Origin of the sequence: Caulobacter vibrioides, assembly GCF_002310375.3 — a bacterium.
Taxonomy (GTDB): domain Bacteria; phylum Pseudomonadota; class Alphaproteobacteria; order Caulobacterales; family Caulobacteraceae; genus Caulobacter; species Caulobacter vibrioides_D.
Genome location: NZ_CP023315.3, coordinates 1,605,776 through 1,632,211, shown reverse-complemented (window position 1 = coordinate 1,632,211; position 26,436 = coordinate 1,605,776). Strand labels below are relative to the sequence as shown.

Here is a 26,436-nt window from a genome sequence, read left to right as displayed (position 1 = left end):
TTCGCAAGCCCATCAGATCATCCGCGGCGATCCTCCAGGATCATCGCAGCGCCCTTTTCCGCGATCATCACGGTCGGCGCGTTGGTGTTGCCCGAGGTGATGGCCGGCATGACCGAGGCGTCGACCACCCGAAGCCCCTCCACGCCCCGCACCCGCAACCGCGCATCCAGCACCGCCATCCGGTCGTCATCGGGTCCCATCGCCGCCGTGCCGACCGGATGGAAGATCGTCGTCGCCAGCGCCTTGGCCGCAGCGAGCAACGCCTCGTCGCTGTCTGCGGCGGAGCCAGGCCGAAACTCCTCCGGCGCGTAAGCCGCCAGGGCCCCCTGCCCCATGATCCGCCGGGCCCACTTCAGGGAATCGACGGCCACCCGACGGTCCTGCTCGGTGGCGAGATAGTTGGGGTCGATCAGAGGCTGGTCGTCGAGCCTCGCCCCCGACAGCGTCACAGAGCCTCGACTGGTCGGCCGCAGATTGCAGACGCTGGCGGTCACCGCCCCGAACCGGTGCAGCCCCTCGCCCCAGCGGTCCAGACTAAGCGGCTGGAAATGGAACTCCAGATTGGCGCTCTCGTACTCGGGCCCCGAGCGGCAGAACATCCCCAGCTGCGACGGCGCCATGGTCAGCGGGCCCGAGCGACGCAGCAGATAGTCCAGCCCCATGCCCGCGCGGCGAAAGAGGTTGGCATAGTCGGTGTTCAGGGTTCGAACGCCTCGCACCTTGAAGACCGGACGGATCTGCAGGTGGTCCTGGAGATTGTTTCCGACGCCTGGCAGGTCATGAGCCACCGCCACGCCCGCCCGCGCCAGGGCCTCGCCGCCGCCGATCCCCGAGCGCTGGAGGATCAGCGGCGAGCCGACCGCCCCCGCCGCCAGGATCAATTCGCCCGACACGCTAGCGGTCACCGCCGCTCCGCCCCGACGTCCGCTTAGGCCCCGCACCCGCTTGCCGCCGAGAACGAGCCGCTCGACCTCCACGCCCTTCACCAGCCGCAGGTTGGGACGCGACAGGATGGGCTTCAGAAAGGCCGTGGCCGTGCTCCAGCGGCGTCCGGCCCGCTGATTGACCTGAAAATAGGATGAGCCCGCGTTATCGCCGCCGTTGAAGTCCTCGACCTGGGCGACGCCCGCCTGCTCGCCAGCGCGACGAATGGCGTCCAGCACGTCCCAGCGGACGCGCGGATGTTCGACGCGGTACTCGCCGCCGGCCCGATGGTGCTCGCCGCGCGGGTCGATGTGATCCTCGTGGCGCAAGAAGTACGGCAGCACGTCCGACCAGCCCCACCCGACCAACCCGCGCTGGCGCCAGCCGTCATAGTCTCGAGCCTGGCCGCGCATGTAGATCATGGCGTTGATCGCCGAGGAGCCGCCGATCACCTTGCCGCGCGGATAGGCCAGAACCCGACCATCCAGGCCAGCCTGCGGCGTGGTCTCCAGCATCCAGTCAGCGCGGGGATTGCCGATCGCGAACAGGTAGCCGACCGGGATGTGAAACCAGATCCAGTTGTCGTCGCCGCCCGCCTCCAGCAGCAGCACCCGGTGGCGCGGATCAGCCGACAGGCGATTGGCCAAGAGGCATCCCGCCGAGCCCGCGCCGACCACGATGTAGTCGTACTCGCCCAGATCAATCGTTTCGCTGACCACGTTTGACGCGCCTCCCCAGACGGGAGACTGCAGCCTACCGGCGCGCCTGGAAAGCGGCTCGACGCCAAACTTACCGAAGCGCCTTCCCCACGATCTTCAGCGAGCCGTCCGTCTTCTCGGGGCGAACGTCCGTCACCTTCGCCAGCAGCGCATAGATGTCGACATTGTCGAACACCGGCAGCGTGACGCCCGGCTTGAACGACGGACCATGCGCGACGAACACCGCGCGCATGGTCGGATCATAGGGATCGAAGCCATGGGCGCCGCCATCCTTGCCGTCCCGCTCGCTCGGCTTCTGTTTCGCCGCCTCGGTGGTCGTGTACCAGCCCGTCTCCGATAGGCAGACAATCGCGGGAACCCGCGGATTTCGGCCATAGTGGAAGCGCGCCGGTATCCGGGCCTTCTTCCAACAGGTCATGTGCGGCAGCGGCTTCGACAGAAACGCCTTTTCGACCGCCTTGCGTTCGCCAGGCTTGGGCGAGAACGAGGTGACCGCGCCCGTGGTGACCAACTGGATCTTCGAGATATCGACAAGGTCATCCAGCACCACGCGATTGGTGGCGGGCAGAGGCGCCATGCCGTGGTCGGCGACAATGACGATGTCGGTGTTCTCGAAGCGCCCCCGCGCCTTCAGCCCCTCGACCAGGCGGCCGAGCGCCGTATCGACCGAGGCGGCGGCCGCACGAACCTCTGGCGAGTCCGGGCCATAGTGGTGACCTTGGGTGTCGACGATGTCGAAATAGAGGGTCGAAAACGCGATCGGTGGGCCATCGGCGCTGTCCAGCCAAGACAGCACTTGGTCCACCCGCGCTTCGCCCAGCATCTCCGCGTTGAACTTAACCCAGCGCGAGGGCCGCACCCCGTCGATCTCAACCTCGGAGCCCGGCCAGAACATCGCGGCGGCGCGCTTGCCCTGCTGTTCCACCGAAACCCAGAACGGCTTGGCCTGGCTCCACCAGGCGGGAGCGAGACTCCGCATGGTGAACTTGTCCGGCGAGACGCTCGGATCGACCATGGTGTTACCGACAATACCGTTGCGGTCGGGGCGCTTGCCCGTGATCAAGGTATAGTGGTTGGGGAAGGTTACGGTCGGGAACGACGGGCGCATCGCCGCCCGGGCGCCGTTCTCGGCCAGGGCCTTCATGACCGGGGTGTCGCCGCGATCCAGGTAGTCTGCGCGGAAGCCGTCGATGGACACCAGGATGGTCAGGTGCGGCGCTTTTTCCCGCGCCTGCGCCGCGCTGGCGGCGACGGTCAAGCCCAGGGCCAGAACCAGGGACAGCAGGCGGCGCATGATCATCTTCGGGCTCGATTGGAACGACGGTTTCAGCGGTCATCCATGGCCCAGATTGCAGGCGTATGACGATCGGCGGTTTCCGAGGCATGACACCCTCTTAACTTGGCGCGGGCGACCACGCTCGCCATAGTCGTCTGGTCGAGCCGACTCGTTTCGGCGCCCGGAACTGCTCCATGTCGATCGCCCTGGAGGCCGATGGCCTCACCAAGACGTATGGGGCGGTGCGCGCCCTCGACGACTTCTCCATCGCCATTCCCGCCGGCGGCGTGTTCGGGATCCTGGGTCCCAACGGCGCGGGCAAGAGCACGTTGTTCCGGATCGCGCTCGGTCTGGTGCGTCCCACCAGCGGCACGGCGCGCCTGTTCGGGGCTGCGCCCGGCGACATCACCGCCCTGCGCAAGGTCGGGGCGATGATCGAGACCCCGCGCTATCCGCCGTACCTCTCGGCGCGCGACACCCTGAAGATGCTGGCCCTGGAAAGCGGCAAGGCCGACGCTGACATCGGCGGCTGGCTGGAACGGGTCAGCCTGACCCACGCCGCCGACCGCGCCACCAGCGGCTTCTCGGTCGGCATGAAGCAGCGCCTGGGCCTGGCTGCCGCCTTCCTAACCAAGCCCCAACTGGTGATCCTGGACGAACCGACGAGCGGCATGGACCCGGCCGGCATCCAGGAGATCCGCGCCCTGATCATCGATCTGGCCAAGATCGAAGGCGTCACCGTCATCCTGGCCAGCCACCAGCTCGACGAGGTCAAACGCGTCTGCGACCGCGTCGCCATTCTCTCGCGCGGCAAGGTGGTGGCCGAGGGCGGCGTGGCTGAACTCACCGCCGGCGAAGCCCGCCTGCGCCTGACCCTGGCCTCCCCCCTCGCCCCGGCGCTGGCGGTGCTGGGCGATCGCGGCGAGGCCGATGGGCCGGACGCCGTCCTGGCCGACATCCCCCGCGCCGAGGCTCCGGCCGTCATCCGCGCTCTGGTCGAGGCCGGCGTCGACATCGTCGAAGCCCGCTGGCGCGAGGTCGACCTCGAAGGTGTCTATCTGAAATCCCTGGGCCAGACGCCGACGGCCGCTCTCGCCGAAGGAGCCGCCTGATGCTCGCCGACGCCATCGCCGCCGAACGCTTCCGCCTGCTGCGCGACCGCTCGGCTGTCTTCTGGGGTTTCTGCTTCGCACCGCTGGTGGGCTTCATGCTCAACATCGGCGGGGACCTCTTCCTGCGCTTTGTGATCAAGAAGCCGATCCCGGGCCTGACGGTGGGCCTGATCGACCAGGTGCTGAAAGCGCTGTCAAACGGGGCCTCGACCTTCGCGGCGCTGTTCCTGATGATCGGCGCGGCGGCCGTGCTGGCCGGCGACTATCGCTGGGAGACCTGGCGGCTGCTGACCCCGCGCAACACGCGCCAGAACCTATTGCTGGCCAAGCTGATCGTGGTCGGCGAGGCGGTGTTCTGGAGCCTGCTGCTGACCGCCGTGCTGTCGGCGCTCGCGGCCGTGATCGGCACGGGGATCAACGGCAAGGCGCTGACCGTCTCGATGTTCGGCCGCAACCTCTTCGACGTGATCGGCGTGCTGGCCATCACCTGGCTGGAGGCTATGACCCTGGCCGCCCTAGCCGCCTGTGTCGGCGTACTGTCGCGCTCGACCATGGGCGTTGTGATCGCCTGCCTGGGCTTCCGGTTCGTCCAGACCATCCTGGCCAGCTCGCTGCGGCTGATGGAGCAGAACGAAGCCCCGAGCTGGAAGCTGCTAGCCCTCCCCGTCTTTGACGCGGACCTGCTGCGCGCTGCGCTTTTGGCCCCCGAACAGGTGGGCGCGGCCGGCGGCTCGGCCGGGGTGGCGCTGGCTGTGCTGCTCGTGTGGGTCGCGGCGCTGACGGCGGGCGCGGTGTGGCTGTTCCGGCGGCAGGATCTGACGAAGGAGTAGCACGCGCGGACCTTCAGTCACGCCCTTGTCGGTATGAGAGCGCACGACCTGGTGGACCGCCAGGGGTGGAAAACGGGCGTTGCAAGCAGACCTCGCCCTAGCCAAGATCGCTGCCGTCAAACTGACTGTAAGTATTGCGTACCCGGGGGCGGCATGGGCGAGACACGGAAACCAAGCGATGAGCTTGCTGAGGATCTTCTCGGCTTTGCGGGACGGGAAATCGTCACGGCGCGGGACCTCTTTTTGCGCCCCTCGAAGGTGCTGCAAGCGTGGATGGAGGCGGGCCCCGAAGGCGGTGGCATGTACGCTCGCCCGCTGCGTCTTTACCTTGGGCTGAACGCCATCTTGATGCTGATCCTGTTTCTGCGCGGCGGCGCCGACTTCATACTGGACGGCTTCCCACCCGAGTTGATGACACCGCTTCTTGAGCAGTCGGGCAAATCCCGGGATGCGTTTGTGGCGGACGCTGATGGCTGGATGACGTTCGTCATGGTGCCCATTCTGTCCGCATTCTACGCCTTGGCTGCGGTTCCGTTCATCCGCCTCTGGGACAAGGAGGACCTTGGATGGCGTAAAGGGTTCCGCGCGACCTTTGGCTGGCTGTGCGCTTGGACGGTGCCGATGTTGCCGCTGTCTTGGTGGGCGTATGGAACCAGCCTCGTCACGGCCATGGTTTCGGTCGCCATCATCGTACTCGGCGTTGTCGCCTTCGTCCGCATGGGACATGGGCGGTGGTTCAGATCGCGCTTCGTTGGGGCGTTGAAAGGCATCGCCGTCATGGCGGCCGTACAAGTCGCGGCGATGCTCGGCGGTATCCTGGTTGGCGGCATCGGCATTCTGGGGGCCTTACTCAGCGCCTAGAGCCTTGAGGCGTCATTGGCGTCGTGACGATCGTCCGACGTTCTTCGCATGACGCGGAAGCAGGCCTGCTCAGAGGCTCGAGATGGATCGTTTCCGGTCTCGAGCCTGGCGCCTGAAGCCCGACCTGTCCGGCGACACATCAGTACGGCCAAACGAAAAAGGCCCCGGATCGCTCCGGGGCCTTTCGTCTCAGCTTGCGCTGAAATCCCTTAGTCTTCGGCGTCGTTGACGTAGACCGGACCCGAGTCCTTGCCCTTTTCCGAGACGTCGCGGTCGACGAACTCGATCACGGCCATGGGGGCGTTGTCGCCGTAGCGGAAGCCGGCCTTCAGGACGCGGATGTAGCCGCCCTGACGATCCTTGTAGCGCGGGCCGAGGACGGCGAAGAGCTTGCCGACTTGTTCGACGTCGCGAACCGAGCTGATGGCCTGACGACGGGCGTGCAGGTCGCCGCGCTTGGCCAGGGTGACCAGCTTTTCGACGATCGGACGCAGTTCCTTGGCCTTGGGCAGGGTGGTGACGATCTGCTCGTGCTTGATCAGCGAGGCCGACATGTTGGCGAACATGGCGATGCGGTGAGCCGAGGTGCGGCCGAGTTTACGGTGAGCCTTACCGTGACGCATTTTAATATCTCCTGGGCGATCAGCCCGAACGGCGCAAAACCAGTGAGCGCCTGATTGTCACCAATCCTGGTCTTTCCCGACCGGGTCAGAGCGAAGCGCCGGGGCCCTCCACCGCAGTAGCGGCTTCATAAGGCCCAGGCCGCCCTCCCCAAAATCCGAAGAAATGGAGCAGGCGGCCCGGATTAAGCGCATTTGGCTTCGAGGTTCTTAGATTTGGTCTTCGAACTTCTTGGCCAGGTCTTCGATGTTCTCCGGCGGCCAGTTCGGCACGTCCATGCCGAGGTGCAGACCCATGCCGGCGAGCACTTCCTTGATCTCGTTCAGCGACTTGCGGCCGAAGTTCGGGGTGCGGAGCATCTCGGCTTCGGTCTTCTGGATCAGGTCGCCGATGTATACGATGTTGTCGTTCTTCAGGCAGTTGGCCGAACGGACCGACAGTTCCAGCTCATCGACCTTCTTCAGCAGGGCCGGGTTGAACGGCAGTTCCGGCTTGGACTCGTCGGCCGACTTGGCCTTCGGTTCCTCGAAGGTGATGAAGATCTGCAGTTGGTCCTGCAGGATCCGGGCGGCGTAGGCCACGGCGTCCACCGGAGTGACGGCGCCGTTGGTTTCCACTTCCAGGATCAGCTTGTCATAGTCCAGCGACTGGCCTTGACGGGTCGGCTCGACGCGATAGGCGACGCGCTTGACCGGCGAGTACAGGGCGTCGACGGCGATGAGGCCGATCGGCGCATCTTCCGGACGGTTACGGTCGGCCGGGACATAGCCCTTGCCGTTGTTGACCGTGAACTCCATGCGCACCGAAGCGCCGTCGTCCAGCGTGCAGAGCACGTGGTCGGGGTTCAGGATTTCGATGTCGGCCGGGGTCTCGATTTGACCCGCGGTCACCGGCCCGGGGCCCGTGGCGCGCAGGGTCATGCGCTTCGGACCTTCGGCGTGCATGCGCACAGCCAGTTGCTTGATGTTCAGAACGATGTCGACGACGTCTTCGCGGACGCCTTCGAGCGAGGAGAATTCGTGCACGACGCCGTCGATTTGGATCGCGGTGACGGCTGCGCCTTGCAGCGACGAGAGGAGAACGCGACGCAGAGCGTTGCCGAGCGTCACGCCGAAGCCGCGTTCCAGCGGTTCAGCGACGATACGGGCCTTGCGAGTCGCATCGGCGCCGGTTTCGATTTGCGGCTTCTCAGGACGGATCAGCTCGTTCCAGTTTCTTTCGATCACGTGGTCGGGTCCCTTGAACGCGGCTCGCCGGCCGCGGTTTACGCAGCCGGCGAAGGAAGATTGTGGTCTAAAAAGTACTAGACGCGACGACGCTTGGGCGGACGGCAGCCGTTGTGCGGGATCGGCGTGACGTCGCGGATGGTCGTGATGGTCATGCCCGCGGCTTGCAGCGCGCGCAGGGCCGACTCACGGCCCGAACCCGGACCCGAAACGTTGACTTCCAGCGTCTTCACGCCGTGCTCGGCAGCCTTCTTGCCCGCGTCTTCGGCGGCCATCTGCGCGGCGTACGGGGTCGACTTACGCGAGCCCTTGAAGCCCATCATGCCAGCCGAGGACCACGAGATCGTGTTGCCCTGAGCGTCGGTGATGGTGATCATGGTGTTGTTGAACGAGGCGTTCACGTGCGCCACGCCCGAGGTGATGTTCTTGCGTTCGCGACGTTTAACGCGAGCCGGTTCCTTGGCCATCGGTCAGGCTACCTTACTTCTTCTTGCCGGCGATCGGCTTGGCCGGACCCTTGCGGGTGCGGGCGTTCGTGTGGGTGCGCTGACCGCGGACCGGCAGGCCCTTACGGTGACGCAGGCCGCGATAGCAGGCCAGGTCCATCAGACGCTTGATGTTCATCGAGTTCTCGCGACGCAGGTCGCCCTCGACGGTGTAGTCACGGTCGATCGTCTCGCGGATCTGCAGGACTTCGGCGTCGGTCAATTGATTGACACGACGGGCGTCCTCGATGCCCACCTTGGTGATGATCTCACGAGCCGACTTTTGGCCGATGCCGTGAATGTACTGAAGCGCGATCAGAACGCGCTTGTTCGTCGGGATGTTGACGCCTGCGATACGGGCCACGTCTAATGTTCTCCTAGTCACGCACTAAAGACGCGAACGGCGCGCCCGGCCGGATCGAGATCCAAACCGGCGCGCACGGATCGCGCCCTTTCGCGGAAGCGCCCCGTTATAGGGATCGTTTCGCTTCCGTCAACAACTGAATCCACAGAAAAGCCTGCGAATTCGGGGGTTCAATCAGGCGACCACGCCCGCGCGACCAAAGTCACGCTCTCCTTGGAGATAGAGCCCGTTTAACGCTGCGGGATAATCATCCTGCAGCGACGGACTCCAGCGCGTTGTCGATAGACGCAGCGACCGTTTCGACGGTCCCCATGCCATCCAGTTCCGACAGCTTACCCTGCCCCTCGTAATAGGGCAGCAGAGGCGCGGTCTGAGCATTGTACGCGGCCAGGCGAGTCACGAAGACTTCCGGATTGTCGTCGGGCCGTCCCTGTTCTTCGAACCGCTTCTTGATCCGCTCGATCAGGGCTGGCTCATCTACCTTGAGTCGGAGAACGACGTCGATCTTCTGACCGCGCGCGGCGAGCATTTTATCCAGCGCCTCGGCCTGGGCGACCGTACGCGGGAAACCGTCGAAGATCGCGCCACCGGCCGCCTCGGCCTCTGGCAGGCGATCCTCGATCAAGGCGATGACGATTTCGTCGGTCACCAGCTCGCCACGGTCGAGCACGCCCTTGACGCGCTGCCCCAGCTCCGAGCCCGAGGCGATGGCCGCGCGCAGCATGTCGCCGGTCGAGAGCTGGACCATACCACGCTCCGTGACCAGACGTTTGGCCTGGGTCCCCTTCCCCGCCGCCGGCGGGCCGAACAGGATCAGATTCATAAATGCCCCTTCGCGCGTCACCGAGTCTGCGCCCGGCTGTCTCCCGGAGCAGACCTAGAGCCCCGGCAATAAAAACGGAAGCCGGTTTTGTGACAAACCGGCTTCCGACGCTTGCAATAAAGTTGAACCCAGCCTTAGCGGTTACGGCCGCCGCGCAGTTTCGACTTCTTGATCAGACCTTCGTACTGGTGGGCCAGCAGGTGGGACTGGATCTGCGCAACCGTGTCCATGGTGACGGTCACGACGATCAGGATCGAGGTGCCGCCCAGGGCGAACTGGGTCGACTTGATCGCCATCATGGCCAGCTCCGGCGCCACGCAGACAGCGGTGATGTAGGCCGCGCCGATGACCGTCAGACGGGTCAGGACGTAGTCCAGATACTCGGCGGTGCGCTTGCCCGGCCGAATGCCCGGCAAGAAGCCGCCGTACTTGCGCAGGTTCTCCGCCGTCTCGTCCGGATTGAACACGACCGAGGTGTAGAAGAACGAGAAGAAGATGATCAGCAGCGAATAGAGGATCAAGAACGCCGGGTGGCCATGTTGCAGCGCGCCCACCACGGTCGGCAGCCAGCCGGCCCAATCCGGCAGGTTCGCCGTCTGGACGAACTGCAGCGCGGTCGTCGGCAGCAGCAGCAGCGACGAAGCGAAGATCGGCGGAATGACGCCGGCGGTGTTGATCTTCAGCGGCATGAACGAGCTTTCGCCGCCGATCATGCGGTTGCCTTGCTGACGCTTGGGATAGTGGACGAGCAGGCGGCGCTGCGAGCGTTCGATGAACACGATGGCCAGGATGGCGGCCACGCCGCCGATGACCACCAGGAACAGCGGCATATAGTTGTTGTTCGACTGCGCCTGCGTCAGCATCTGCATCAGCGTGATGGGCAGGCTTGCGACGATACCGGCGAAGATGATCAGCGAAACGCCGTTGCCGACACCGCGGCTGGTGATCTGCTCACCGAGCCACATCAGGAACATCGTACCGCCGGTCAGCGCCACGATGGTCGAGGCGATGAAGAAGGTCTGCCCCACGCCGTCGGCCACCACGCCAGGCTGCGCCGCAATGCCGATCGCGATCGAGGCCGACTGAACGACCGCCAGGATGACCGCCAGGTAGCGGGTGTATTGGTTCAGGGTCTTGCGACCCGCCTCCCCGCCTTCCTTCTTCAGCTTCTCCCACGGCGGATAAACCGTGCCCATCAGCTGCACGATGATCGAGGCGCTGATGTAGGGCATGACGTTCAGCGAGAAGATCGCCATCCGCTCGACGGCGCCGCCCGAGAACATGTCGAACATGCCCAGGAGGCCCTTGCTGTTCTGGCTGAACAGCGACGCGAAGGCGGCCGGATCGATGCCGGGGATCGGAACGTAGGTGCCAAGGCGGTAGACGACCAGGGCGATGATCGTGAACCAGATACGCTTGTGAAGTTCGCTCGCCTTTTGGAACGAGCCGAAATTCATGTTGGCTGCGAGTTGTTCGGCGGCCGAGGCCATTCAGATCCCCACGACTCAAGAACGCGATCGCCGAAGCAGATACCGCTTCGGCGGCGACCGCGCTCTGAAATTAGGTTTCCCGGATCACGCTGATCCAAGGAGAGCGCCACAAATAGGTGAGGCCCGCCGCGATGTCACGGCGAGCCTCAAAAAGAACTGTCATCCCGGAGAGCGCGAAACGATCATCCGGGACCGCCGGAAGCGCTGGCGCCTGTCGTGGTCCCGGGACTTCGCTGCGCTTCGCCCGGGATGACAGTTTTATCGATTAGGCTTCGGCTTGCGCCTTGGCCTTCTTGGTCACGGTGACCGAACCACCGGCGGCTTCGACGGCCTTGATGGCGGCGTCGGTGGCCGAGTAGACGGTCAGCTTCAGGGCGGTCTTGATCTCGCCCTTGCCCAGCAGCTTCACGCCGTCCAGTTCGCGACGGATGACGCCCGCGGCGATAAGCTCAGCAGCGCCCAGCTCGGCGCCCTTCTTGATCTTGCCGGCTTCGACGGCCTGCTCCAGGCGCCACAGGTTCACTTCAGCGAACTCCAGGCGGAAGGGGTTGTTGAAGCCGCGCTTCGGCATACGCATGTGCAGCGGCATTTGACCGCCTTCGAAGCCGTTGATGGCGACGCCCGAGCGCGCCTTCTGGCCCTTCACACCGCGACCGGCGGTCTTGCCCTTGCCCGAACCCGGACCACGGCCAACGCGCATGCGGTCCTTGGTCGAACCTTCGCGGGGGGCCAGTTCGTTCAGCTTAGTCATATGTGCCTCTCCTTGGAGATCTGCGCCCAGCCAGGCGGCTGGACTCGGCTTGTGAAAACAGAGCGCGCTTAAGACCCCAAAACGCGAGAAAACTCAATGGGGCGAATGCGCGATTTCAAACGAAAACCACCCCGGATTGCTCCGGGGTGGCGTATTCGCATCGTGTAGAAGGACTACTCGACGATTTCCAGCAGGTGCTGGACCTTGCGGATCATACCGCGGGTCGAGGGGTTGTCCCGCAGGGTCGAGACACGACCCACGCGGTTCAGACCCAGACCCACGAGCGTAGCGCGCTGGTCCTTTTCACGACGGATCGGGCTGCCGGTTTGGCGAACCGTAACGGTCTTAGCTTCAGCCATGATTTAGCCCTCGATGGCTTCCGGCGACGACGCGCCGTCGGCGCGGCGGCCGAGGATGTCGCCAACCTTCTTACCGCGCTTGGCGGCGATCTGGCGGGGCGACGATTGAACCTTCAGAGCCTCGAACGTGGCGCGAACCATGTTGTACGGGTTCGAAGAACCCGTCGACTTGGCCACGACGTCCTGGACGCCCAGGGTTTCGAGAACCGCGCGCATCGGACCGCCGGCGATGACGCCGGTGCCGGGAGGCGCCGCGCGCATCATCACCTTGCCAGCGCCCCAACGGCCAGCGCCGTCGTGGTGCAGGGTGCGGGATTCGCGCAGCGGAACGCGGATCATCGTCTTCTTGGCTTCTTCGGTCGCCTTGCGGATGGCTTCCGGCACTTCACGCGCCTTGCCATGACCGAAGCCGACGCGGCCCTTTTGGTCGCCAACGACCATCAGAGCAGCGAAGCTGAAGCGACGACCACCCTTCACGGTGGCGGCGACGCGGTTGATGTGGACGAGCTTTTCGACGATGTCGCTGTCGACCCGCTCTTCGGGGGCGTTGCGGTCGCGACGGTCACGGCGTTGACCGCCTTCACCGCGCTGTTGTTCACCACGAGCCATTTTCGTTCCCTTAGAAGTTCAGGCCGGCTTCGCGCGCGGCGTCAGCCAGGGCTTTCACCCGGCCGTGGAAGATGTAACCACCACGGTCGAAAACGACGTCTTTGACGCCCTTTTCGATGGCGCGCTCGGCGACGAGCTTGCCCACAGCGGCAGCGGCATCCTTGTCCGCGCCCTTGCCTTCGGCTTCCAGAGTGGAAGCCGACGCCAGGGTCACGCCGCGAGCATCATCGATGATCTGGGCGTAGATGTTCTTCGACGAACGGAAGACCGACAGACGCGGACGACCGTTGGCGAGGCTCTTGAGGCGGGTGCGAACGCGCTGAGCGCGCTTGACCGCCGATTCACGAGGAGAGAGCGCCATGGCTTACTTCTTCTTGCCTTCCTTGCGGCGAACCTTCTCGCCAGCATAACGCACGCCCTTGCCCTTGTAGGGTTCCGGCGGACGAATGCGGCGGATCTTCGCGGCAATCTCACCAACCGCCTGCTTGTCGATGCCGGCGATCTTGATTTCGGTTTGCTTCGGCACCGCGAAGGTGACGCCGGCCGGAGCCTCAACGTCCACGTCGTGGCTGAAACCGAGTTGGAGGCTGAGCGCCGTGCCCTTCATGGCCGCGCGGTAACCAACGCCGACCAGTTCGAGGCTTTCCTCGAACCCGGCGGTGACACCGTGCACCATGTTGGCGACCAGCGTGCGGGAGAGACCCCACATGCCCTTGGCGCGCTTCGTGTCGACGCGCGGAGCCAGCAGGAGCTCAGCGCCCTCTTGCTTGACTTCGACTTCGTCGGCGATCGTCCACGAGAGTTGACCCTTGGGGCCCTTCACCGTGACCGTCTGACCCGCGAGCGTGACTTGCACGCCCGAGGGGATTGCGACGGCTTTCTTACCGATACGTGACATGCTCTTTCCCTCCCGCGCCTAGTAGACGCGGCAGAGGACTTCGCCGCCGACATTAGCGTCGCGTGCAGCGGTGTCCGACATGACGCCCTTCGGCGTCGAAAGGATCGAGATGCCCAGGCCGTTCTTGATCGGCTTCAGGTCCTTGATCGAGGAGTAGACGCGACGGCCAGGCTTGGACACGCGGCTGATCTCAGCGATCACGGGCTCACCGTCGAAGTACTTGAGCTCGATCTCGAATTCGGGGAACGCGCCGGGCTTCTCGACCAGCGAGTAGCCGCGGATGTAGCCTTCGTCGGCCAGCACGTCCAAGACACGGGCGCGCAGCTTGGAAGCCGGCGTCGAGACCTTGGACCGCTTGCGTTGGGCGGCGTTCTTGATGCGAGCGATCATATCGCTCAGGGGATCGTTCATCGACATCTGATCGTCCTCACCAGCTCGACTTGACGAGGCCGGGGATCTGGCCTTGCGAACCCAGTTCGCGGAGGGCCACACGGCTCATCTTGAGCTTACGGTAATAGGCGCGCGGACGGCCGGTGACTTCGCAGCGATTGCGGATGCGGATCGCGGCGCTGTTACGCGGCAGCTTGGCGAGCTTGAGGCGAGCCTCGAAGCGTTCCTCGAGCGGCAGGCTTTCGTCGTTGGCGATCGCCTTCAGCGCGGCGCGCTTTTCGGCGAACTTCTTGACGAGAGCCTTGACGGCTTCGTTGCGGTTGACGGCGCTTTTCTTGGCCATGGTTTCTTTCCCTTCCCGCTCTTAGTTCACGAACGGGAACTGGAATTCCTTCAGGAGAGCCTTGGCTTCCTGGTCGGACTTCGCAGTGGTGCAGACGATGATGTCCATGCCCCAGATCTGTTCGATCTGGTCATAGTTGATTTCCGGGAACACCAGGTGCTCCTTCAGACCCATGGCGTAGTTGCCACGGCCGTCGAAGCTCTTGCCGTTCAGACCACGGAAGTCCTTCACGCGCGGCAGCGCGATCGTGACCAGGCGGTCGAGGAATTCGTACATCCGGTCCTTGCGCAGGGTGACCTTGGCGCCGACCACCATGCCCTCGCGCAGCTTGAAGCCGGCGATCGACTTGCGGGCCTTGGTCGCGACGGGCTTTTGGCCGGCGATCGCTTGCAGGTCCTTCAGGGCGGTCTGAGCCTTCTTGGAGTCGGCCACGGCCTCGCCGATACCCATGTTCAGGACGATCTTGTCCAGCTTGGGGATCTGCATCTCGTTGGTGTAGCCGAACTGCTCCTTCATCGCAGCGCGGATGCGCTCGCGATAAACGGTCTTCAGCCGGGGCTCGTAAGCTTGATCAGCCATTGATCACCTCGCCGGTCGTCTTGGCGACGCGCACCTTCTTGTCGCCTTCGATCTTGAAGCCGACGCGGGTGGGCTTGCCGTTGGAGTCCACGACGGCGACGTTCGAGACGTGCAGCGCGGCTTCCTTTTGCTTGATGCCGCCTTGCGGGTCGGCTTGGGTCGGCTTGGTGTGACGCGAAACCATGTTCACGCCTTCCACGACAACCCGGCTATCCTTCGGCAGGACCTGCAGGACGGAGCCCTGCTTGCCCTTATCCTTGCCGGCCAGAACGACGACGCGGTCGCCCTTCTTGATCTTAGCGGCCATTACAGCACCTCCGGAGCGAGGGAGATGATCTTCATGTGGTTCTTGGCGCGCAGTTCACGAGGAACCGGGCCGAAGATCCGCGTGCCGACCGGCTCGCTTTGCTTGTTCACGATCACCGCGGCGTTCTTATCGAAGCGGATGACCGAGCCATCCTTGCGCTTCAGATTTTGATTCACCCGAACGACGACGGCGCGAAGCACGTCACCCTTCTTCACGCGACCGCGCGGAATGGCTTCCTTGACGGAGACGACGATGACGTCGCCCACGCTGGCGTAGCGACGGCCTGCGCCGCCCAACACCTTGATGCACATGACCCGGCGAGCGCCAGAGTTATCGGCAACTTCCAGGTTAGTTTGCATCTGGATCATGGTCTAAACCTTCCAGATTAAGCCGAAGCCTTGGGAAGAGCTTCCCAGGTCTTCAGCTTGGACTTCGGAGCGCACTCGATGATGCGGATCGCTTCACCGGCCTTGTACGCGTTGGCTTCGTCGTGCGCGTGGTACTTTTTGGACTGACGCACGATCTTCTTCAGAACCGGGTGGACGATGGTCCGTTCGACCTTCACCACCACGGTCTTGTCGCCCTTATCGGAGACGACGACCCCTTCGAGGATACGCTTGGGCATATCGTTCTCCTTAAGCCGCGGCCTTGGCGCGCAGCACGGTCTTGATCCGCGCGATATCCTTACGGATCTCGTTGACGCGGTGGGTCTTCTCGACCTGGCCCGTGGCGGCCTGGAAGCGCAGGTTGAACTGCTCCTTCTTCAGGCTGATCAGGGTGTCGGCCAGCTGGTCGGGGGTCATGCCCCGGATTTCAGCGATCTTCATGAGCCTCAGGCCTCCTGAGCCACGCCCGCATCGATGCGGGTGACAACACGGGTGCGGATCGGCAGCTTGGCGGCGCCAAGGCGGAGCGCTTCACGCGCGATATCGTCCGGCACGCCGTCGATTTCGAACATGATACGGCCCGGAGCCACGCGAGCGGCCCAGTAATCCACGGCGCCCTTGCCCTTACCCATCCGGACTTCCGCCGGCTTGCCGGTGACCGGCACGTCCGGGAAGATACGGATCCAGACGCGGCCTTGACGCTTCATCTGGCGGGTGATGGCGCGACGGGCGGCTTCGATCTGACGGGCCGTGATGCGCTCCGGCTCGACAGCCTTCAGGCCGTACGAACCGAAGTTCAGCAGGGTGCCGCCCTTCGAAGTGCCGTGGATGCGGCCCTTGAACTGCTTGCGGAATTTGGTCTTCTTGGGAGACAGCATGGCGATCTAATCCTTAGGCGCGATCGCGACGGTCACGACGGTCGCCCCGGTCGGGACGATCACCACGCTCACGTCCGCCACCTTCGCCGGCGGGGCCGGACTCGGTAGCCAGACGCTTGTCGAGCGCCATCGGATCATGCTCGAGCACCTCGCCCTTGAAGATCCAGGTCTTCACGCCGATGATGCCGTAGGTGGTCTTGGCTTCGGCGAAACCGAAGTCGATGTCGGCGCGCAGGGTGTGCAGCGGCACGCGACCTTCGCGGTACCACTCCATGCGAGCGATTTCAGCGCCGCCCAGACGACCCGAAACGTTGATCCGGATGCCCTTGGCGCCGAGGCGCACGGCGGACTGGATCGAGCGCTTCATGGCGCGACGGAACGCGATACGGCGCTCCAGCTGCTGAGCGATGGACTCGGCGACCAGCTGAGCGTCGGTTTCCGGCTTGCGGATCTCGACGATGTTCAGGTGGACTTCGCCCTCGGTCATGATCGACAGGTCCTTGCGGAGCTTGTCGATGTCAGCGCCCTTCTTGCCGATGATGACGCCCGGACGGGCGGCATAGATCGTGACGCGGCACTTCTTGTGCGGACGCTCGATGATGATGCGCGAGACACCAGCTTGGTACAGGCGCTTCTTCAGAGCGGCGCGGACCGCGAGGTCTTGGTGCAGCAGCTTGCCGTACTGGGCGCCGTCGGCGAACCAACGGCTGTCCCAGGTGCGGTTGATGCCGAGCCGCAGCCCGACCGGATTGACTTTCTGACCCATTAGGCGGCCTCACCCAGCTCGCGGACCACGATCGTGATCTCGGAGAACGGCTTTTCGACGCGCGTCGCGCGACCGCGGGCGCGGGGCGAAAAGCGCTTCATGATCAGGTTCTTGCCCACATAGGCCTCGGCTACGACCAGCGAGTCGATGTCGAGGTTGTGGTTGTTCTCGGCGTTGGAGATCGCCGAGTACAGCGCCTTGCGGACGTCCTGAGCGATGCGCTTGTGGCTGAATTCGAGCTCGTTGAGAGCGCGCTGGACGTTCAGACCACGAATGGACTGAGCGACCAGGTTCAGCTTGCGCGGGCTGGTGCGCAGGGTGCGCACCTTGCACATCGCTTCGGCGGCCGGCAGGCGGCGTTCTTGCTTCTGCTTGGCCATGATTACTTCCTCTTGGCCTTCTTGTCGGCGGCGTGACCCGGGAAGTTCCGGGTCGGCGCGAATTCGCCGAACTTCATGCCGACCATGTCTTCCGACACGAGCACGGGAACGTGCTTGTGGCCGTTGTGCACGCCGAAGGTCAGGCCGACGAATTGCGGCATGATGGTCGAGCGGCGCGACCAGGTCTTGATGACATCCTTGCGGCCCGACGACAGAGCGGCATCGGCCTTCTTCAGGAGGTACCCGTCGACAAACGGGCCTTTCCAGACGGAGCGTGTCATGGCTTAGCGGCCCTTCTTCGCTTTGTGGCGCGAGCGGATGATGAACTTATCCGTGGCCTTGTTAACGCGGGTCTTAGCGCCCTTGGTCGGCTTACCAGCCGGGGTCACCGGGTGGCGGCCGCCCGAGGTCCGGCCTTCACCACCACCGTGGGGGTGGTCGACCGGGTTCATGGCGACACCGCGGACGTGCGGGCGACGGCCCATGTGACGAGAACGACCGGCCTTGCCGAGGTTCTGGTTCATGTGGTCGGGGTTCGAAACGGCGCCGACGGTGGCCATGCACGTATCGAGCACCATGCGCAGCTCGCCCGAGTTCAGGCGGATCTGGGCGTAGCCGGCGTCACGACCGACCAGCTGGGCGTAGGCGCCAGCCGAACGGGCGATCTGACCACCCTTGGCGGGCTTCAGCTCGATATTGTGGATGATCGTACCGATCGGCATCGTGCGCAGCGGCGAGGCGTTGCCCGGCTTCACGTCGACCTTTTCAGCCGTGACGACTTCGTCGCCGGCCTTCAGGCGTTGCGGGGCCAGGATGTAGGCCAGCTCACCGTCGGCCTGATACTTGATCAGGGCGATGAAGGCGGTGCGGTTGGGGTCGTACTCGAGACGAACGACCGTAGCCACGCCTTGCTTGCGGCGCTTGAAGTCGACCAGACGGTACAGGCGCTTAGCGCCGCCGCCGCGGAAACGGACCGCGATACGGCCATTGCCGCCGCGACCGCCCGACTTGGTCAGGCCTTCAACGAGCTTCTTCTCGGGGCGACCCTTGTGAAGTTCGCTGCGATCGATCAGCACCAGGCCGCGCTGGCCGGGGCTGGTCGGGTTAAATTGCTTCAAGGCCATGTCTTAGAGCCCCGTCGTGATGTCGATCGACTGGCCTTCGGCCAGGGTCACGATCGCTTTTTTGACGTCGTTGCGACGACCCACGATACCGCGGAAGCGCTTGGTCTTGCCCTTGGTCACGATGGTGTTGACCTTGGTCACCTTGACCTTGAACAGCTCTTCGACGGCGGCGGCGATTTCGTCCTTGGTCGCGTCGTTGGCCACCTTGAAGACAACCTTGTTCTGCTCGCTGAGCAGGGTCGTCTTTTCGGTGATCACCGGCGACAGGATCGTGTCGTAGTGGCGAGCGGTGGCGGCCATTAGGCGGCTTCCTTCTCAGCGAAACGGGCCGAGATCGCTTCGACCGCGTCCTTGGTCAGGACGAGGGTTTGGCGACGCAGCACGTCGTAGACGTTCAGGCCGGCGTTCGGCAGGACATCCACGTTCGGGATGTTGCGGGCGGCGAGCTTGAAGTTCGCGTCCACTTCCGGACCGGCGATGACCAGGGCGTTCTTCAGACCGATCTTGTCGAAGGTGGCGCGCAGGGCGGCCGTCTTCGCTTCGGTCAGAGCAACGCTGTCCACCACGACCAGCGAACCGGCCTTGGCCTTCGAGGACAGGGCATGGCGCAGAGCCAGGGCCCGGATCTTCTTCGGCAGGTCGAAAGCGTGGCTGCGGACGACAGGGCCGTGAGCCTTGGCGCCGCCGACGAACTGAGCCGCACGGCGCGAACCGTGACGAGCGCCGCCGGTGCCCTTTTGCTTGTACATCTTCTTGCTCGTACGAGAGACCTCGTTACGAACCTGAATCTTGTGGTTACCCGAGCGGCGCTTGGCCAGCTGCCAGGTCACGACGCGCTGCAGGATGTCGCCGCGGATCTCGTCGATGCCGAAGATGGCGTCGTCGAGATCAACGGAACCGGCCTTGCCGCCGTCCAGTTTGATGACGTCGAGTTTCATTAGCCTTCGCCCTCTTCGGTCGCAGCCGCAGGGGCCTCTTCAGCGGGGGTCTCAGCGGCGGCCGGAGCAGCTTCGCCAGCCTTGCGGAAGGCGCCCGGACGCGGAGCGTCAGCCGGCAGAGCCTTCTTCACGGCGTCGCGAACCTTCACGTAGCTGCCTTCGTGGCCCGGGACAGCGCCCTTGACCAGGATCAGGCCGCGCTCGACGTCCACCTTCCAAACGGTGACGTTCAGCGTGGTGACGGTTTCTTGACCCAGGTGACCAGCCATCTTCTTGCCCGGGAACGTACGGCCCGGGTCCTGGCGGTTACCGGTCGAACCGTGCGAGCGGTGCGAGACCGAAACACCGTGGGTGGCGCGAAGACCACCGAAGTTCCAGCGCTTCATGGCGCCGGCGAAGCCCTTACCGACGGTCACGCCTTGGATGTCGACCTTCTGGCCGGCGACGAAGTGGTCGGCCGTCAGTTCGGCGCCAACTTCGATCAGGGCGTTCTCTTCGACGCGGAACTCGGCGACAACGCGCTTCGGCTCGACGGCCGCCTTCGCGAAGTGGCCACGCATGGCGTTGGAGGTGTTCTTGGCCTTCTTGGCGCCGGCGCCGAGCTGGAGGGCGGTGTAGCCGTCCTTCTCAACGGTGCGAACGCCCGTGACCTGACAACCGTCGAGCGACAGGACGGTGACCGGCACGTGCTGACCAGCTTCGTCGAAGAAGCGGGTCATGCCGAGCTTCTTGGCGATGACGCCGGTGCGTTGGGTGGGGAGAGTCATGGATCGGCCCTCCTTACAGCTTGATTTCGACGTCAACGCCGGCCGACAGGTCGAGCTTCATCAGCGCGTCCACGGTCTGCGGAGTCGGGTCAACGATATCGAGAACGCGCTTGTGCGTACGGATCTCGAACTGCTCGCGCGACTTCTTATCGACGTGCGGCGAACGGTTGACGGTGAATTTCTCGATAAGCGTGGGCAGGGGGATGGGGCCCCGCACCGTCGCACCCGTACGCTTGGCCGTATTGACGATCTCGCGCGTGGAATGATCCAACACGCGGTGATCGAAGGCCTTGAGCCGGATGCGGATGTTCTGACGATCCATATCGCTCGGTTTCCTAGTGGGCTGCGCCCGCGTCTCGAACCATTTCAAAGACCAACTCGGAACCCAGGTGGGCTCCGTACGCAGCGTCCGCAAAACAAATGTCCCCAACAGTCGCCTGTCGGGGGTGATGACCAGATATTGCACCCCTCCCGAAAGAGGCCCCTCTCGAAAGAAGGGTTGGCGGCGCTATGTCCGGGCGTCTCGCGAACCGCGTTTGAGCCCGAGAGCTCACAGCCGGTCCAACAGAGGCGCGCTTGTACGTTCCAGAATCGGTTTCGTCAAGCGCTCTGTCCGGCTCTTTGTGACTTTGAAGGACACGAGTCGCCGGACGGGTTCTGGATAGGCGCCGACCACGCTCGACGCAAGCCCCAAAGGCCGCGCGGCGCCGTCCCGCGCGCCGCGAAGGCGCCCCGCACGAGACGCAGGCCTTTGCGTAAGGCCGGGCCCGAGCACGACAACGCCCCGGGGACCCTAAGTCCCCGGGGCGATCGCACTTCGCTCTACATATATATGTGTGCGGCCTACTGACCGATGATGACGTCGCCCGAACCGCCGACGTGCTTCTTCACGGGGCCGGTCGCCCTGGCGACTTTCACGTCACCCGAGCCCATCACGCTGACGTCGACGTCGGCCGCCTCGCCATTGAAGGTGACGTCGCCCGAGCCCATCACGCTCACATCGACCGCACGGCTGCGACCACCGGCCACGGTGATGTTGCCGGATCCCGCGATGTTGGCTTCGAACTTGCCGTTGACGCTGGCCACCCAGATGTCGCCCGAACCGGCGATGTTGGTCTCCAGGTCACCTGTGACCGCCTGAGCCGATACGTCGCCTGACCCCGCGATGCTGAACTCGGCCTGCGAGGACGTACCGGCCTTGGCCCCGCCCGAGCCCGCTTGCGCGACCTCCAGCTTGCCCTTGGTGTTGGCGATCGTCCAATCGCCGCAGCCGGCGTTACCAAGCTCGACGCTATCCGAGCGGCCGATGTCACCGAACACGGCGCCGCCCGCCTGGACCTTCACGTTCATCGGCATGCGGATAGCGACCTGTGGGAAGTTGTCATACGACACCTCGCCCACGCCGCGCACCCGCACCGTGACCTTGCCGTTGCGGCTGTTGCAGCCGTTGATGCGGTTCATCTTAAGGTCGCCGTCGACCACCACCTGATCGCCATCCTGGCTGACGGTGAGCGGGAGGGCGGCGTTCGTGGTCAGGAACTCGACCTTCACGTCCGGGCGGTTCTCCGGAATGATCACGACACGAACCACGGCGTCTTTGATCTTGAGGGACGGCGCGGCTGCGGCGGCGCCGGCGGCGGTCGAGGCGATGGCCAGCACGGCCAGAGTGGTCAGAGCCCGCATCGGTGTCTCCCCAAGGATGCGTGTTGAAATTCGATGACGGGAAGCTAGCGAGGGGCTGGCAAGGTTTCGACTTAATTCGAGGTCATGACCCGGAAGTCATCTTTGGCCGCCGCTAGTCGACCATCATCGCCAGGCCGACCAGACCGAACGCAAGGCCAAGGACCGCTCCCAGGCGGGGATAACGACGCGCCAGCGAGGTGAGGAAGCCCCCTCCCCCGCGAAGCTGTCCCACCAGACCGGGTTCGCACGCGACGATCCGATCAACGCGCCTCGCCAGTCGCGCGGCCCCCATCATCCGCATGGGGCGCCCCCGAGCGCCGCGGCGACGTTCAATCAGGCCCTCGAACACCGTCTCGGCCGGGTCGGCGAAGTCGCGCTTGTAGCTGTCAGCGTCCACGCCGAAATCGGCGCGGCTGACGCCCAAGCCGGCCAGCGTCTCCAGCGTATCGAGCGTCATCAGCGCGCCCGGCGAATAGCGGGCGAACGCGGGATCGTAGATCGGAAACCACAGATGATACCGCCCGCCGGAGATCAGGCCCAGCTCGGCCGCGACGATCCGGCCGCCCGCTTGCAGCGTCGCGGTCCGGAGACCGAAGTCCTCAGCGGCGCAGTCCACGAGCCGCTCCAACAGCGAGACCGTCCAGCCACAGGCGAAAACGTCGTACTGATGGGTCCTTGTGATCTGCGCGCGCTTGCGCTCGACGATCATGGCGATGTCGTGACGCGTGGCCGGGGCGAACGAGAAACTCAGCGCCCCATGGTCGCGCTCCAGCGCACGGCGGCGACGGCGCTTGTCCTTCAGGAAGCGAGCGTCGCGGCTGACGAGATAGGCCTCGAAGCCACGCGAAAGATCCGCGGCCATGGCCTGGCGGGGCGCGAGACCCTCGAGATCTTCGCCGCTCGCCCCGACAAGACCGCCGAAACGCGCCCGCCGCACCCCGGGCAATTGAGGCAGCAGGCGGGACACCGACAGGTTCGGCGCGGCGATGAAGCCATGAAAGTCGCTCAGCGGAGCGGCCATGGGCTGCAGCAGGGCGCCGCGCTTCTGGAACGGCAGGAACCCGCGCACCGCGTCGCCCTCGCGAACAACGGCCAGCTGGGCGCCTGGCGCGATCTGGGCCGCGATCTCGATGAAGCGCAGGTCGAAATAGGGGCTGGCCAGACGAGGGTCGGCCGCGCGCAGGTCGCGCCACGCCGCGCGCTCACCAGGCCCTAGCCCGGCGGCGTTGACGATCTCGACGGTCATGCGGTCAGCCTGCAAGCGCCCCCTCCCTGGCGAGGCGACACTCTGGCGCGCAGCATCCTAACAATCGCTTTAGTTGCGATCGGGCGCGTGCCTGCGCAGCCGCACCGGCGCTGACTTGTAGGCCGGCGTTCCGGACCGCAAATCGTGGTCATCCAGCGCGATGACCACGTTGGTCTCCGGATAGTAGGCCGCGAGGCAACCTGTGGGGATGTCGCGCGCAACAAGGGTGAAGCCGCGCGCAACCCGCGACACGCCCTCGTCAAACGCCGCGAGGAGATCGACCTTCGCCCCCGCTTCCAGGCCAAGCCGGGCCATGTCGTCCTCGTTGGCGAAGACCACGTCGCGACGGCCGAACACGCCGCGATAGCGGTCGTCCTGGCCATAGACGGTGGTGTTGTACTGGTCATGGCTGCGCAAGGTGGTCAGCAGCAGCACATCGGGATCGCCCCGCCGAGGATCGCCGCCCTTCGGGTCGAAGACCAGGAAGTTGGCCTTGCCGCTGGCGGTCCGCCAGATCCGGTCCGACGGTCCGACCGGCAGCCGGAAACCGCCGGGAACCCGAACCTTGTCGTTATAGTCCGCGAAGGCCGAGGGAAACACGCGGGCGATGAGCGCGCGGACGGCGTCATAGTCATTCCCCAGCCCCGTCCAGTCGATCAGGGGGTCATGGCCAAAGACCGCCTCGGCCAGACCCGCGACGATCGCGGGCTCGGACAGCAGATGCTCGGACGCCGGGGCGTTCAGGCCGCGCGAGGCGTGGACCATGGACATGGAGTCCTCGACCGTCACCGACTGGCGGACGCCGCCGCGCACATCCATCTCGGTGCGGCCCAGGCACGGCAGCAGCAAGGCCGCCCTACCGACCAGCAGGTGCGTGCGATTGGGCTTGGTGGCCACGTGCACCGCCAGATCCAGTTTGCGCATGGCCGCGAAGGTGCGGGTCGGATCGGGCGCGGCGACCGCGAAGTTGCCGCCGAGGCCGACGAACACCTTGGCCCTGCCCTGCTCCATGGCGGCGATCGACTCGACCACCGTATGGCCATGGGCGCGCGGCGGCTCGAAGCCGAAGACGTCGCGGAGCGAGTCCAACAGCGCAGCCGGAGGCTTTTCCCAGACCCCGACGGTGCGCGCGCCCTGGACGTTGGAATGCCCCCGCAGCGGGCAGACGCCCGCGCCCGGTCGGCCGATATTGCCCTTGAGCAGCAGCAGATTGACCAGCTGCTGCACCGTTCCGGAACTGTCGCGATGCTGGGTCAGGCCCATGCCGTAACAGAGGATCGCGGCCTTGGCCTTGGCGTAGACTTGGGCCGCCTCCTCGATCCGTTGGCGCGAAAGACCGCTGCCCGTCTCGATCGTGGACCAGTCCAGCGCCTCGAGCTGCGCCGCAAGCGCGTCGAACCCGGCCGTGTGCTCGGCGATGAAGGCATGGTCGAGGACGCCGCCATGCTGCGCCTCCATCGCCAGCAGGGCCTTCATCATGCCCTGAACGAGCCGGGCGTCACCGCCGACCGTCACCTGGTAGTAGGCCGAGGCGATGGGCGTTGATCCCAGGGTCGCCATCTCGACGGCGTCCTGCGGCGAGGCGAAGCGCTCGAGCGAGCGCTCCTTCAAAGGATTGAACGCCAGGATCGTCGCGCCGCGCCGGCTGGCCTCACGCAGCGTGGCCATCATGCGCGGATGGTTGGTGCCGGGGTTGTGGCCAAAACACAGGATCAGGTCGGCGTGGTCGAAATCCTCAAGCGTGACCGACCCCTTGCCCAGGCCGATCGAGTCCGGCAGGCCCACGCTGGTGGGCTCGTGGCACATGTTCGAGCAGTCCGGAAAGTTGTTGGTCCCGAACCGTCGGCCCAGCAACTGGTAGAGAAACGCCGCCTCGTTGGACGCGCGGCCAGAGGCGTAGAACTCGGCTTCATTCGGATCCTTCAGCGCCTTCAGCGCTGCGCCGGTTCGGGCGAAAGCCTCGTCCCACGAGATGGCTTTGTAACGATCGTCGGCCGGGTCATAGGCCATCGGCGCGGTCAGGCGGCCCAGGTCCTCGATCTGGTGGTCGCTCCAGGTCAGCAGTTCGCTGACAGTATGGCGAGCGAACACCTCGGGCGTCGCGCGCTTGGTCGTCGCCTCCCAGGCCACGGCCTTGGCGCCGTTCTCGCAGAACTCGAACGATGAGGTGTGCTTGGGATCGGGCCAGGCGCAGCCAGGGCAGTCGAAGCCCTCCGGCTGATTGGCCTGCAACAGGGTCTTGCCGCCCTCGATCACCGTCTCCTGGTCCGCCAGGGCGCCGGCTACGGCCTTCAGCGCGCCCCAGCCGCCGGCGGGCTTGTCGTAGGGGCGGACACCAGGGATCTTTTCGTCCGCCATCAGGCTGGCTCCGGCTGGGTTTCGATCAGGCGCTCGCCGCCGGCGAACACCGCGTGACCGTCGGCGCGGGCCAGCGCCACCAAGGTCAGGTTCGCCGCCTCGGCGCGCTCGATCGCCAGAGCCGTGGGCGCCGAGACCGCCACCAGGATCGGGCAGCCCAGCCTGACAGTCTTCTCGACCATCTCGAACGAGCAGCGGCTGGTCACCACGACGAAGCCCCCCGCAGGATCAAGTCCATCGCGCAGCAATCCGCCGGCCAGCTTGTCCAGCGCGTTGTGGCGGCCCACGTCCTCGCGCAGCAACACCAGTTCACCGTCCAGGGAGAAGAACGCCGCAGCGTGGGTGGCGCGGGTCAGGCGGCCCAGGGCCTGCTCATCCTCCAGCCTCGCCAGGGCGCGGGGTATGACCGCATGCGCCAAGGCGCCGCCGCCGTCGGCCAGTCTTGGCAAGGGGCGAACCGCATCGGCCAATCGCTCGACGCCGCATAGCCCGCAACTGGAACGCCCCTCGAGATTGCGCGGCCTGGCCTTGCGCGGCCCCGCGCCCGGCGGGAAGCGAACATCGGCCAGGACGCCCAGCTCTTCCGTCGTGACCGTGATCGCGACGATGTCCTGGGCGGCGGCGATCGCCTCGGTGACGACAAAGCCCCGGGCCAGATCTTCCAAGTCCTCGGGCGTGGCCATCAGCACCGTGTGCGGGCGACCGTCGAACGACAGGCCAACGGCGATTTCCTGGGGCGTGATCCGCTCGATTGGCCGCACGGCCTGATCGGCGCGCCACTGCAGGGCGGGACGGGGATCGGCGACGAAACGCGACATGGCGGGGAGCCTACTCCGACGGCGCCGAGCGGTACAGCCGCCGTGGCGAGCGCTTTCGCCCCTCCCCTTGATGAGCAAGGGCCGGAGAAAAATCCTCCCCCCAGCGGGGGAGGTGTCGGCTCGAA

Annotated in this window: 37 protein-coding genes; 3 read left to right on the top strand and 34 right to left on the bottom strand. The window is 65.2% G+C overall.

Features of this window, described 5'->3' with window-relative positions; all coding sequences use genetic code 11:
• Nucleotides 1–17: 17 nt before the first annotated feature.
• Nucleotides 18–1,643: a GMC family oxidoreductase gene (locus CA606_RS07825; RefSeq protein ID WP_096051647.1), complete on the bottom strand. Its 1,626-nt coding sequence runs from the start codon at nt 1,641–1,643 to the stop codon at nt 18–20.
• A 70-nt stretch (nt 1,644–1,713) separates the two neighbouring features.
• Nucleotides 1,714–2,943: an ectonucleotide pyrophosphatase/phosphodiesterase gene (locus CA606_RS07820; protein ID WP_096051648.1), complete on the bottom strand. Its 1,230-nt coding sequence runs from the start codon at nt 2,941–2,943 to the stop codon at nt 1,714–1,716.
• Between the two features lie 170 nt (nt 2,944–3,113).
• Here CA606_RS07820 and CA606_RS07815 point away from each other — a divergent pair, with 170 nt between their 5' ends.
• The 3 genes from CA606_RS07815 (at nt 3,114) to CA606_RS07805 (ending at nt 5,722) form a co-directional block, all read left to right on the top strand.
• Entirely contained in the window at nt 3,114–4,031 is a 918-nt protein-coding gene (locus CA606_RS07815; protein WP_096051649.1) for an ABC transporter ATP-binding protein, read from the top strand.
• Nucleotides 4,031–4,861, top strand: coding sequence for an ABC transporter permease subunit (locus tag CA606_RS07810; RefSeq protein WP_096051650.1), 831 nt, complete (start codon nt 4,031–4,033; stop codon nt 4,859–4,861). The genes CA606_RS07815 and CA606_RS07810 overlap by 1 nt, the downstream gene beginning before the upstream one ends.
• A gap of 153 nt (nt 4,862–5,014) precedes the next feature.
• Nucleotides 5,015–5,722 (top strand): hypothetical protein, encoded by a 708-nt coding sequence (locus CA606_RS07805; protein ID WP_096051651.1) that lies wholly within the window; start codon nt 5,015–5,017, stop codon nt 5,720–5,722.
• A 209-nt stretch (nt 5,723–5,931) separates the two neighbouring features.
• Here CA606_RS07805 and rplQ read toward each other — a convergent pair whose 3' ends face one another.
• From rplQ to fdhD, 32 genes are all read right to left on the bottom strand, one after another.
• A complete protein-coding gene (rplQ, locus tag CA606_RS07800) occupies nt 5,932–6,345 on the bottom strand; it encodes a 50S ribosomal protein L17 (protein WP_096051652.1) in 414 nt (137 codons plus the stop codon).
• 207 nt (nt 6,346–6,552) lie between these two features.
• Nucleotides 6,553–7,569, bottom strand: a complete 1,017-nt coding sequence (locus CA606_RS07795; RefSeq protein ID WP_010919151.1) for a DNA-directed RNA polymerase subunit alpha — start codon at nt 7,567–7,569, stop codon at nt 6,553–6,555.
• A gap of 77 nt (nt 7,570–7,646) precedes the next feature.
• Entirely contained in the window at nt 7,647–8,036 is a 390-nt protein-coding gene (gene rpsK, locus CA606_RS07790) for a 30S ribosomal protein S11 (protein ID WP_010919150.1), read from the bottom strand.
• A 13-nt stretch (nt 8,037–8,049) separates the two neighbouring features.
• On the bottom strand, nt 8,050–8,418 hold the full coding sequence (rpsM, locus tag CA606_RS07785) for a 30S ribosomal protein S13 (protein WP_010919149.1): 369 nt from the start codon (nt 8,416–8,418) through the stop codon (nt 8,050–8,052).
• A 247-nt stretch (nt 8,419–8,665) separates the two neighbouring features.
• Entirely contained in the window at nt 8,666–9,241 is a 576-nt protein-coding gene (locus tag CA606_RS07780) for an adenylate kinase (RefSeq protein ID WP_096051653.1), read from the bottom strand.
• A 134-nt stretch (nt 9,242–9,375) separates the two neighbouring features.
• Nucleotides 9,376–10,731, bottom strand: coding sequence for a preprotein translocase subunit SecY (gene secY, locus CA606_RS07775; protein ID WP_096051654.1), 1,356 nt, complete (start codon nt 10,729–10,731; stop codon nt 9,376–9,378).
• A 265-nt stretch (nt 10,732–10,996) separates the two neighbouring features.
• Nucleotides 10,997–11,482 carry a 50S ribosomal protein L15 gene (gene rplO, locus CA606_RS07770; RefSeq protein WP_096051655.1) on the bottom strand — a complete coding sequence of 162 codons (486 nt, stop codon included), beginning with the start codon at nt 11,480–11,482 and terminating at the stop codon, nt 10,997–10,999.
• A 173-nt stretch (nt 11,483–11,655) separates the two neighbouring features.
• Nucleotides 11,656–11,841 (bottom strand): 50S ribosomal protein L30, encoded by a 186-nt coding sequence (gene rpmD, locus CA606_RS07765; protein WP_096051656.1) that lies wholly within the window; start codon nt 11,839–11,841, stop codon nt 11,656–11,658.
• 3 nt (nt 11,842–11,844) lie between these two features.
• Nucleotides 11,845–12,450: a 30S ribosomal protein S5 gene (gene rpsE / locus CA606_RS07760; protein ID WP_096051657.1), complete on the bottom strand. Its 606-nt coding sequence runs from the start codon at nt 12,448–12,450 to the stop codon at nt 11,845–11,847.
• Nucleotides 12,451–12,460: 10 nt separating this feature from the next.
• On the bottom strand, nt 12,461–12,811 hold the full coding sequence (gene rplR, locus CA606_RS07755) for a 50S ribosomal protein L18 (protein ID WP_096051658.1): 351 nt from the start codon (nt 12,809–12,811) through the stop codon (nt 12,461–12,463).
• Between the two features lie 3 nt (nt 12,812–12,814).
• Nucleotides 12,815–13,348: a 50S ribosomal protein L6 gene (rplF, locus tag CA606_RS07750; protein ID WP_096051659.1), complete on the bottom strand. Its 534-nt coding sequence runs from the start codon at nt 13,346–13,348 to the stop codon at nt 12,815–12,817.
• Between the two features lie 18 nt (nt 13,349–13,366).
• Nucleotides 13,367–13,765 (bottom strand): 30S ribosomal protein S8, encoded by a 399-nt coding sequence (gene rpsH / locus CA606_RS07745; protein ID WP_010919141.1) that lies wholly within the window; start codon nt 13,763–13,765, stop codon nt 13,367–13,369.
• A gap of 10 nt (nt 13,766–13,775) precedes the next feature.
• Nucleotides 13,776–14,081 carry a 30S ribosomal protein S14 gene (gene rpsN, locus CA606_RS07740; RefSeq protein ID WP_096051660.1) on the bottom strand — a complete coding sequence of 102 codons (306 nt, stop codon included), beginning with the start codon at nt 14,079–14,081 and terminating at the stop codon, nt 13,776–13,778.
• A 21-nt stretch (nt 14,082–14,102) separates the two neighbouring features.
• A complete protein-coding gene (gene rplE, locus CA606_RS07735; protein ID WP_010919139.1) occupies nt 14,103–14,660 on the bottom strand; it encodes a 50S ribosomal protein L5 in 558 nt (185 codons plus the stop codon).
• Nucleotides 14,653–14,967 (bottom strand): 50S ribosomal protein L24, encoded by a 315-nt coding sequence (gene rplX, locus CA606_RS07730; protein WP_096051661.1) that lies wholly within the window; start codon nt 14,965–14,967, stop codon nt 14,653–14,655. Before rplX ends, rplE begins: the two co-directional genes overlap by 8 nt.
• Nucleotides 14,967–15,335, bottom strand: coding sequence for a 50S ribosomal protein L14 (gene rplN / locus CA606_RS07725; RefSeq protein WP_010919137.1), 369 nt, complete (start codon nt 15,333–15,335; stop codon nt 14,967–14,969). The genes rplX and rplN overlap by 1 nt, the downstream gene beginning before the upstream one ends.
• Nucleotides 15,336–15,352: 17 nt before the next feature.
• Complete coding sequence (rpsQ, locus tag CA606_RS07720) at nt 15,353–15,592, bottom strand: 30S ribosomal protein S17 (RefSeq protein WP_013078652.1); 240 nt, start codon at nt 15,590–15,592, stop codon at nt 15,353–15,355.
• Nucleotides 15,593–15,602: 10 nt separating this feature from the next.
• Nucleotides 15,603–15,794 carry a 50S ribosomal protein L29 gene (rpmC, locus tag CA606_RS07715; RefSeq protein ID WP_010919135.1) on the bottom strand — a complete coding sequence of 64 codons (192 nt, stop codon included), beginning with the start codon at nt 15,792–15,794 and terminating at the stop codon, nt 15,603–15,605.
• A gap of 5 nt (nt 15,795–15,799) precedes the next feature.
• Nucleotides 15,800–16,231 (bottom strand): 50S ribosomal protein L16, encoded by a 432-nt coding sequence (gene rplP, locus CA606_RS07710; protein ID WP_010919134.1) that lies wholly within the window; start codon nt 16,229–16,231, stop codon nt 15,800–15,802.
• Nucleotides 16,232–16,244: 13 nt separating this feature from the next.
• Nucleotides 16,245–16,997 (bottom strand): 30S ribosomal protein S3, encoded by a 753-nt coding sequence (gene rpsC / locus CA606_RS07705; RefSeq protein WP_096051662.1) that lies wholly within the window; start codon nt 16,995–16,997, stop codon nt 16,245–16,247.
• On the bottom strand, nt 16,997–17,377 hold the full coding sequence (gene rplV / locus CA606_RS07700; protein WP_010919132.1) for a 50S ribosomal protein L22: 381 nt from the start codon (nt 17,375–17,377) through the stop codon (nt 16,997–16,999). The genes rpsC and rplV overlap by 1 nt, the downstream gene beginning before the upstream one ends.
• A 2-nt stretch (nt 17,378–17,379) precedes the next feature.
• The gene (gene rpsS, locus CA606_RS07695) at nt 17,380–17,658 is read right to left on the bottom strand and encodes a 30S ribosomal protein S19 (RefSeq protein WP_010919131.1); all 279 of its coding nucleotides are present in this window, start codon (nt 17,656–17,658) and stop codon (nt 17,380–17,382) included.
• A gap of 3 nt (nt 17,659–17,661) precedes the next feature.
• The gene (rplB, locus tag CA606_RS07690; protein WP_096051663.1) at nt 17,662–18,501 is read right to left on the bottom strand and encodes a 50S ribosomal protein L2; all 840 of its coding nucleotides are present in this window, start codon (nt 18,499–18,501) and stop codon (nt 17,662–17,664) included.
• A 3-nt stretch (nt 18,502–18,504) separates the two neighbouring features.
• Nucleotides 18,505–18,801 (bottom strand): 50S ribosomal protein L23, encoded by a 297-nt coding sequence (locus CA606_RS07685; protein ID WP_010919129.1) that lies wholly within the window; start codon nt 18,799–18,801, stop codon nt 18,505–18,507.
• Nucleotides 18,801–19,439, bottom strand: a complete 639-nt coding sequence (rplD, locus tag CA606_RS07680) for a 50S ribosomal protein L4 (protein WP_010919128.1) — start codon at nt 19,437–19,439, stop codon at nt 18,801–18,803. The genes CA606_RS07685 and rplD overlap by 1 nt, the downstream gene beginning before the upstream one ends.
• Nucleotides 19,439–20,206, bottom strand: coding sequence for a 50S ribosomal protein L3 (gene rplC / locus CA606_RS07675; RefSeq protein WP_096032932.1), 768 nt, complete (start codon nt 20,204–20,206; stop codon nt 19,439–19,441). Before rplC ends, rplD begins: the two co-directional genes overlap by 1 nt.
• Nucleotides 20,207–20,219: 13 nt before the next feature.
• Nucleotides 20,220–20,528 (bottom strand): 30S ribosomal protein S10, encoded by a 309-nt coding sequence (rpsJ, locus tag CA606_RS07670; RefSeq protein ID WP_004616952.1) that lies wholly within the window; start codon nt 20,526–20,528, stop codon nt 20,220–20,222.
• Between the two features lie 13 nt (nt 20,529–20,541).
• Complete coding sequence (locus CA606_RS07665) at nt 20,542–20,760, bottom strand: hypothetical protein (RefSeq protein WP_096051664.1); 219 nt, start codon at nt 20,758–20,760, stop codon at nt 20,542–20,544.
• 289 nt (nt 20,761–21,049) lie between these two features.
• Entirely contained in the window at nt 21,050–21,889 is an 840-nt protein-coding gene (locus CA606_RS07660; protein WP_096051665.1) for a GIN domain-containing protein, read from the bottom strand.
• Between the two features lie 112 nt (nt 21,890–22,001).
• On the bottom strand, nt 22,002–23,150 hold the full coding sequence (locus tag CA606_RS07655) for a GNAT family N-acetyltransferase (RefSeq protein WP_096051666.1): 1,149 nt from the start codon (nt 23,148–23,150) through the stop codon (nt 22,002–22,004).
• A 54-nt stretch (nt 23,151–23,204) separates the two neighbouring features.
• A complete protein-coding gene (locus CA606_RS07650) occupies nt 23,205–25,493 on the bottom strand; it encodes an FdhF/YdeP family oxidoreductase (RefSeq protein WP_096051667.1) in 2,289 nt (762 codons plus the stop codon).
• Nucleotides 25,493–26,311 (bottom strand): formate dehydrogenase accessory sulfurtransferase FdhD, encoded by an 819-nt coding sequence (fdhD, locus tag CA606_RS07645; RefSeq protein WP_181242836.1) that lies wholly within the window; start codon nt 26,309–26,311, stop codon nt 25,493–25,495. The genes CA606_RS07650 and fdhD overlap by 1 nt, the downstream gene beginning before the upstream one ends.
• Nucleotides 26,312–26,436 lie beyond the last annotated feature (125 nt).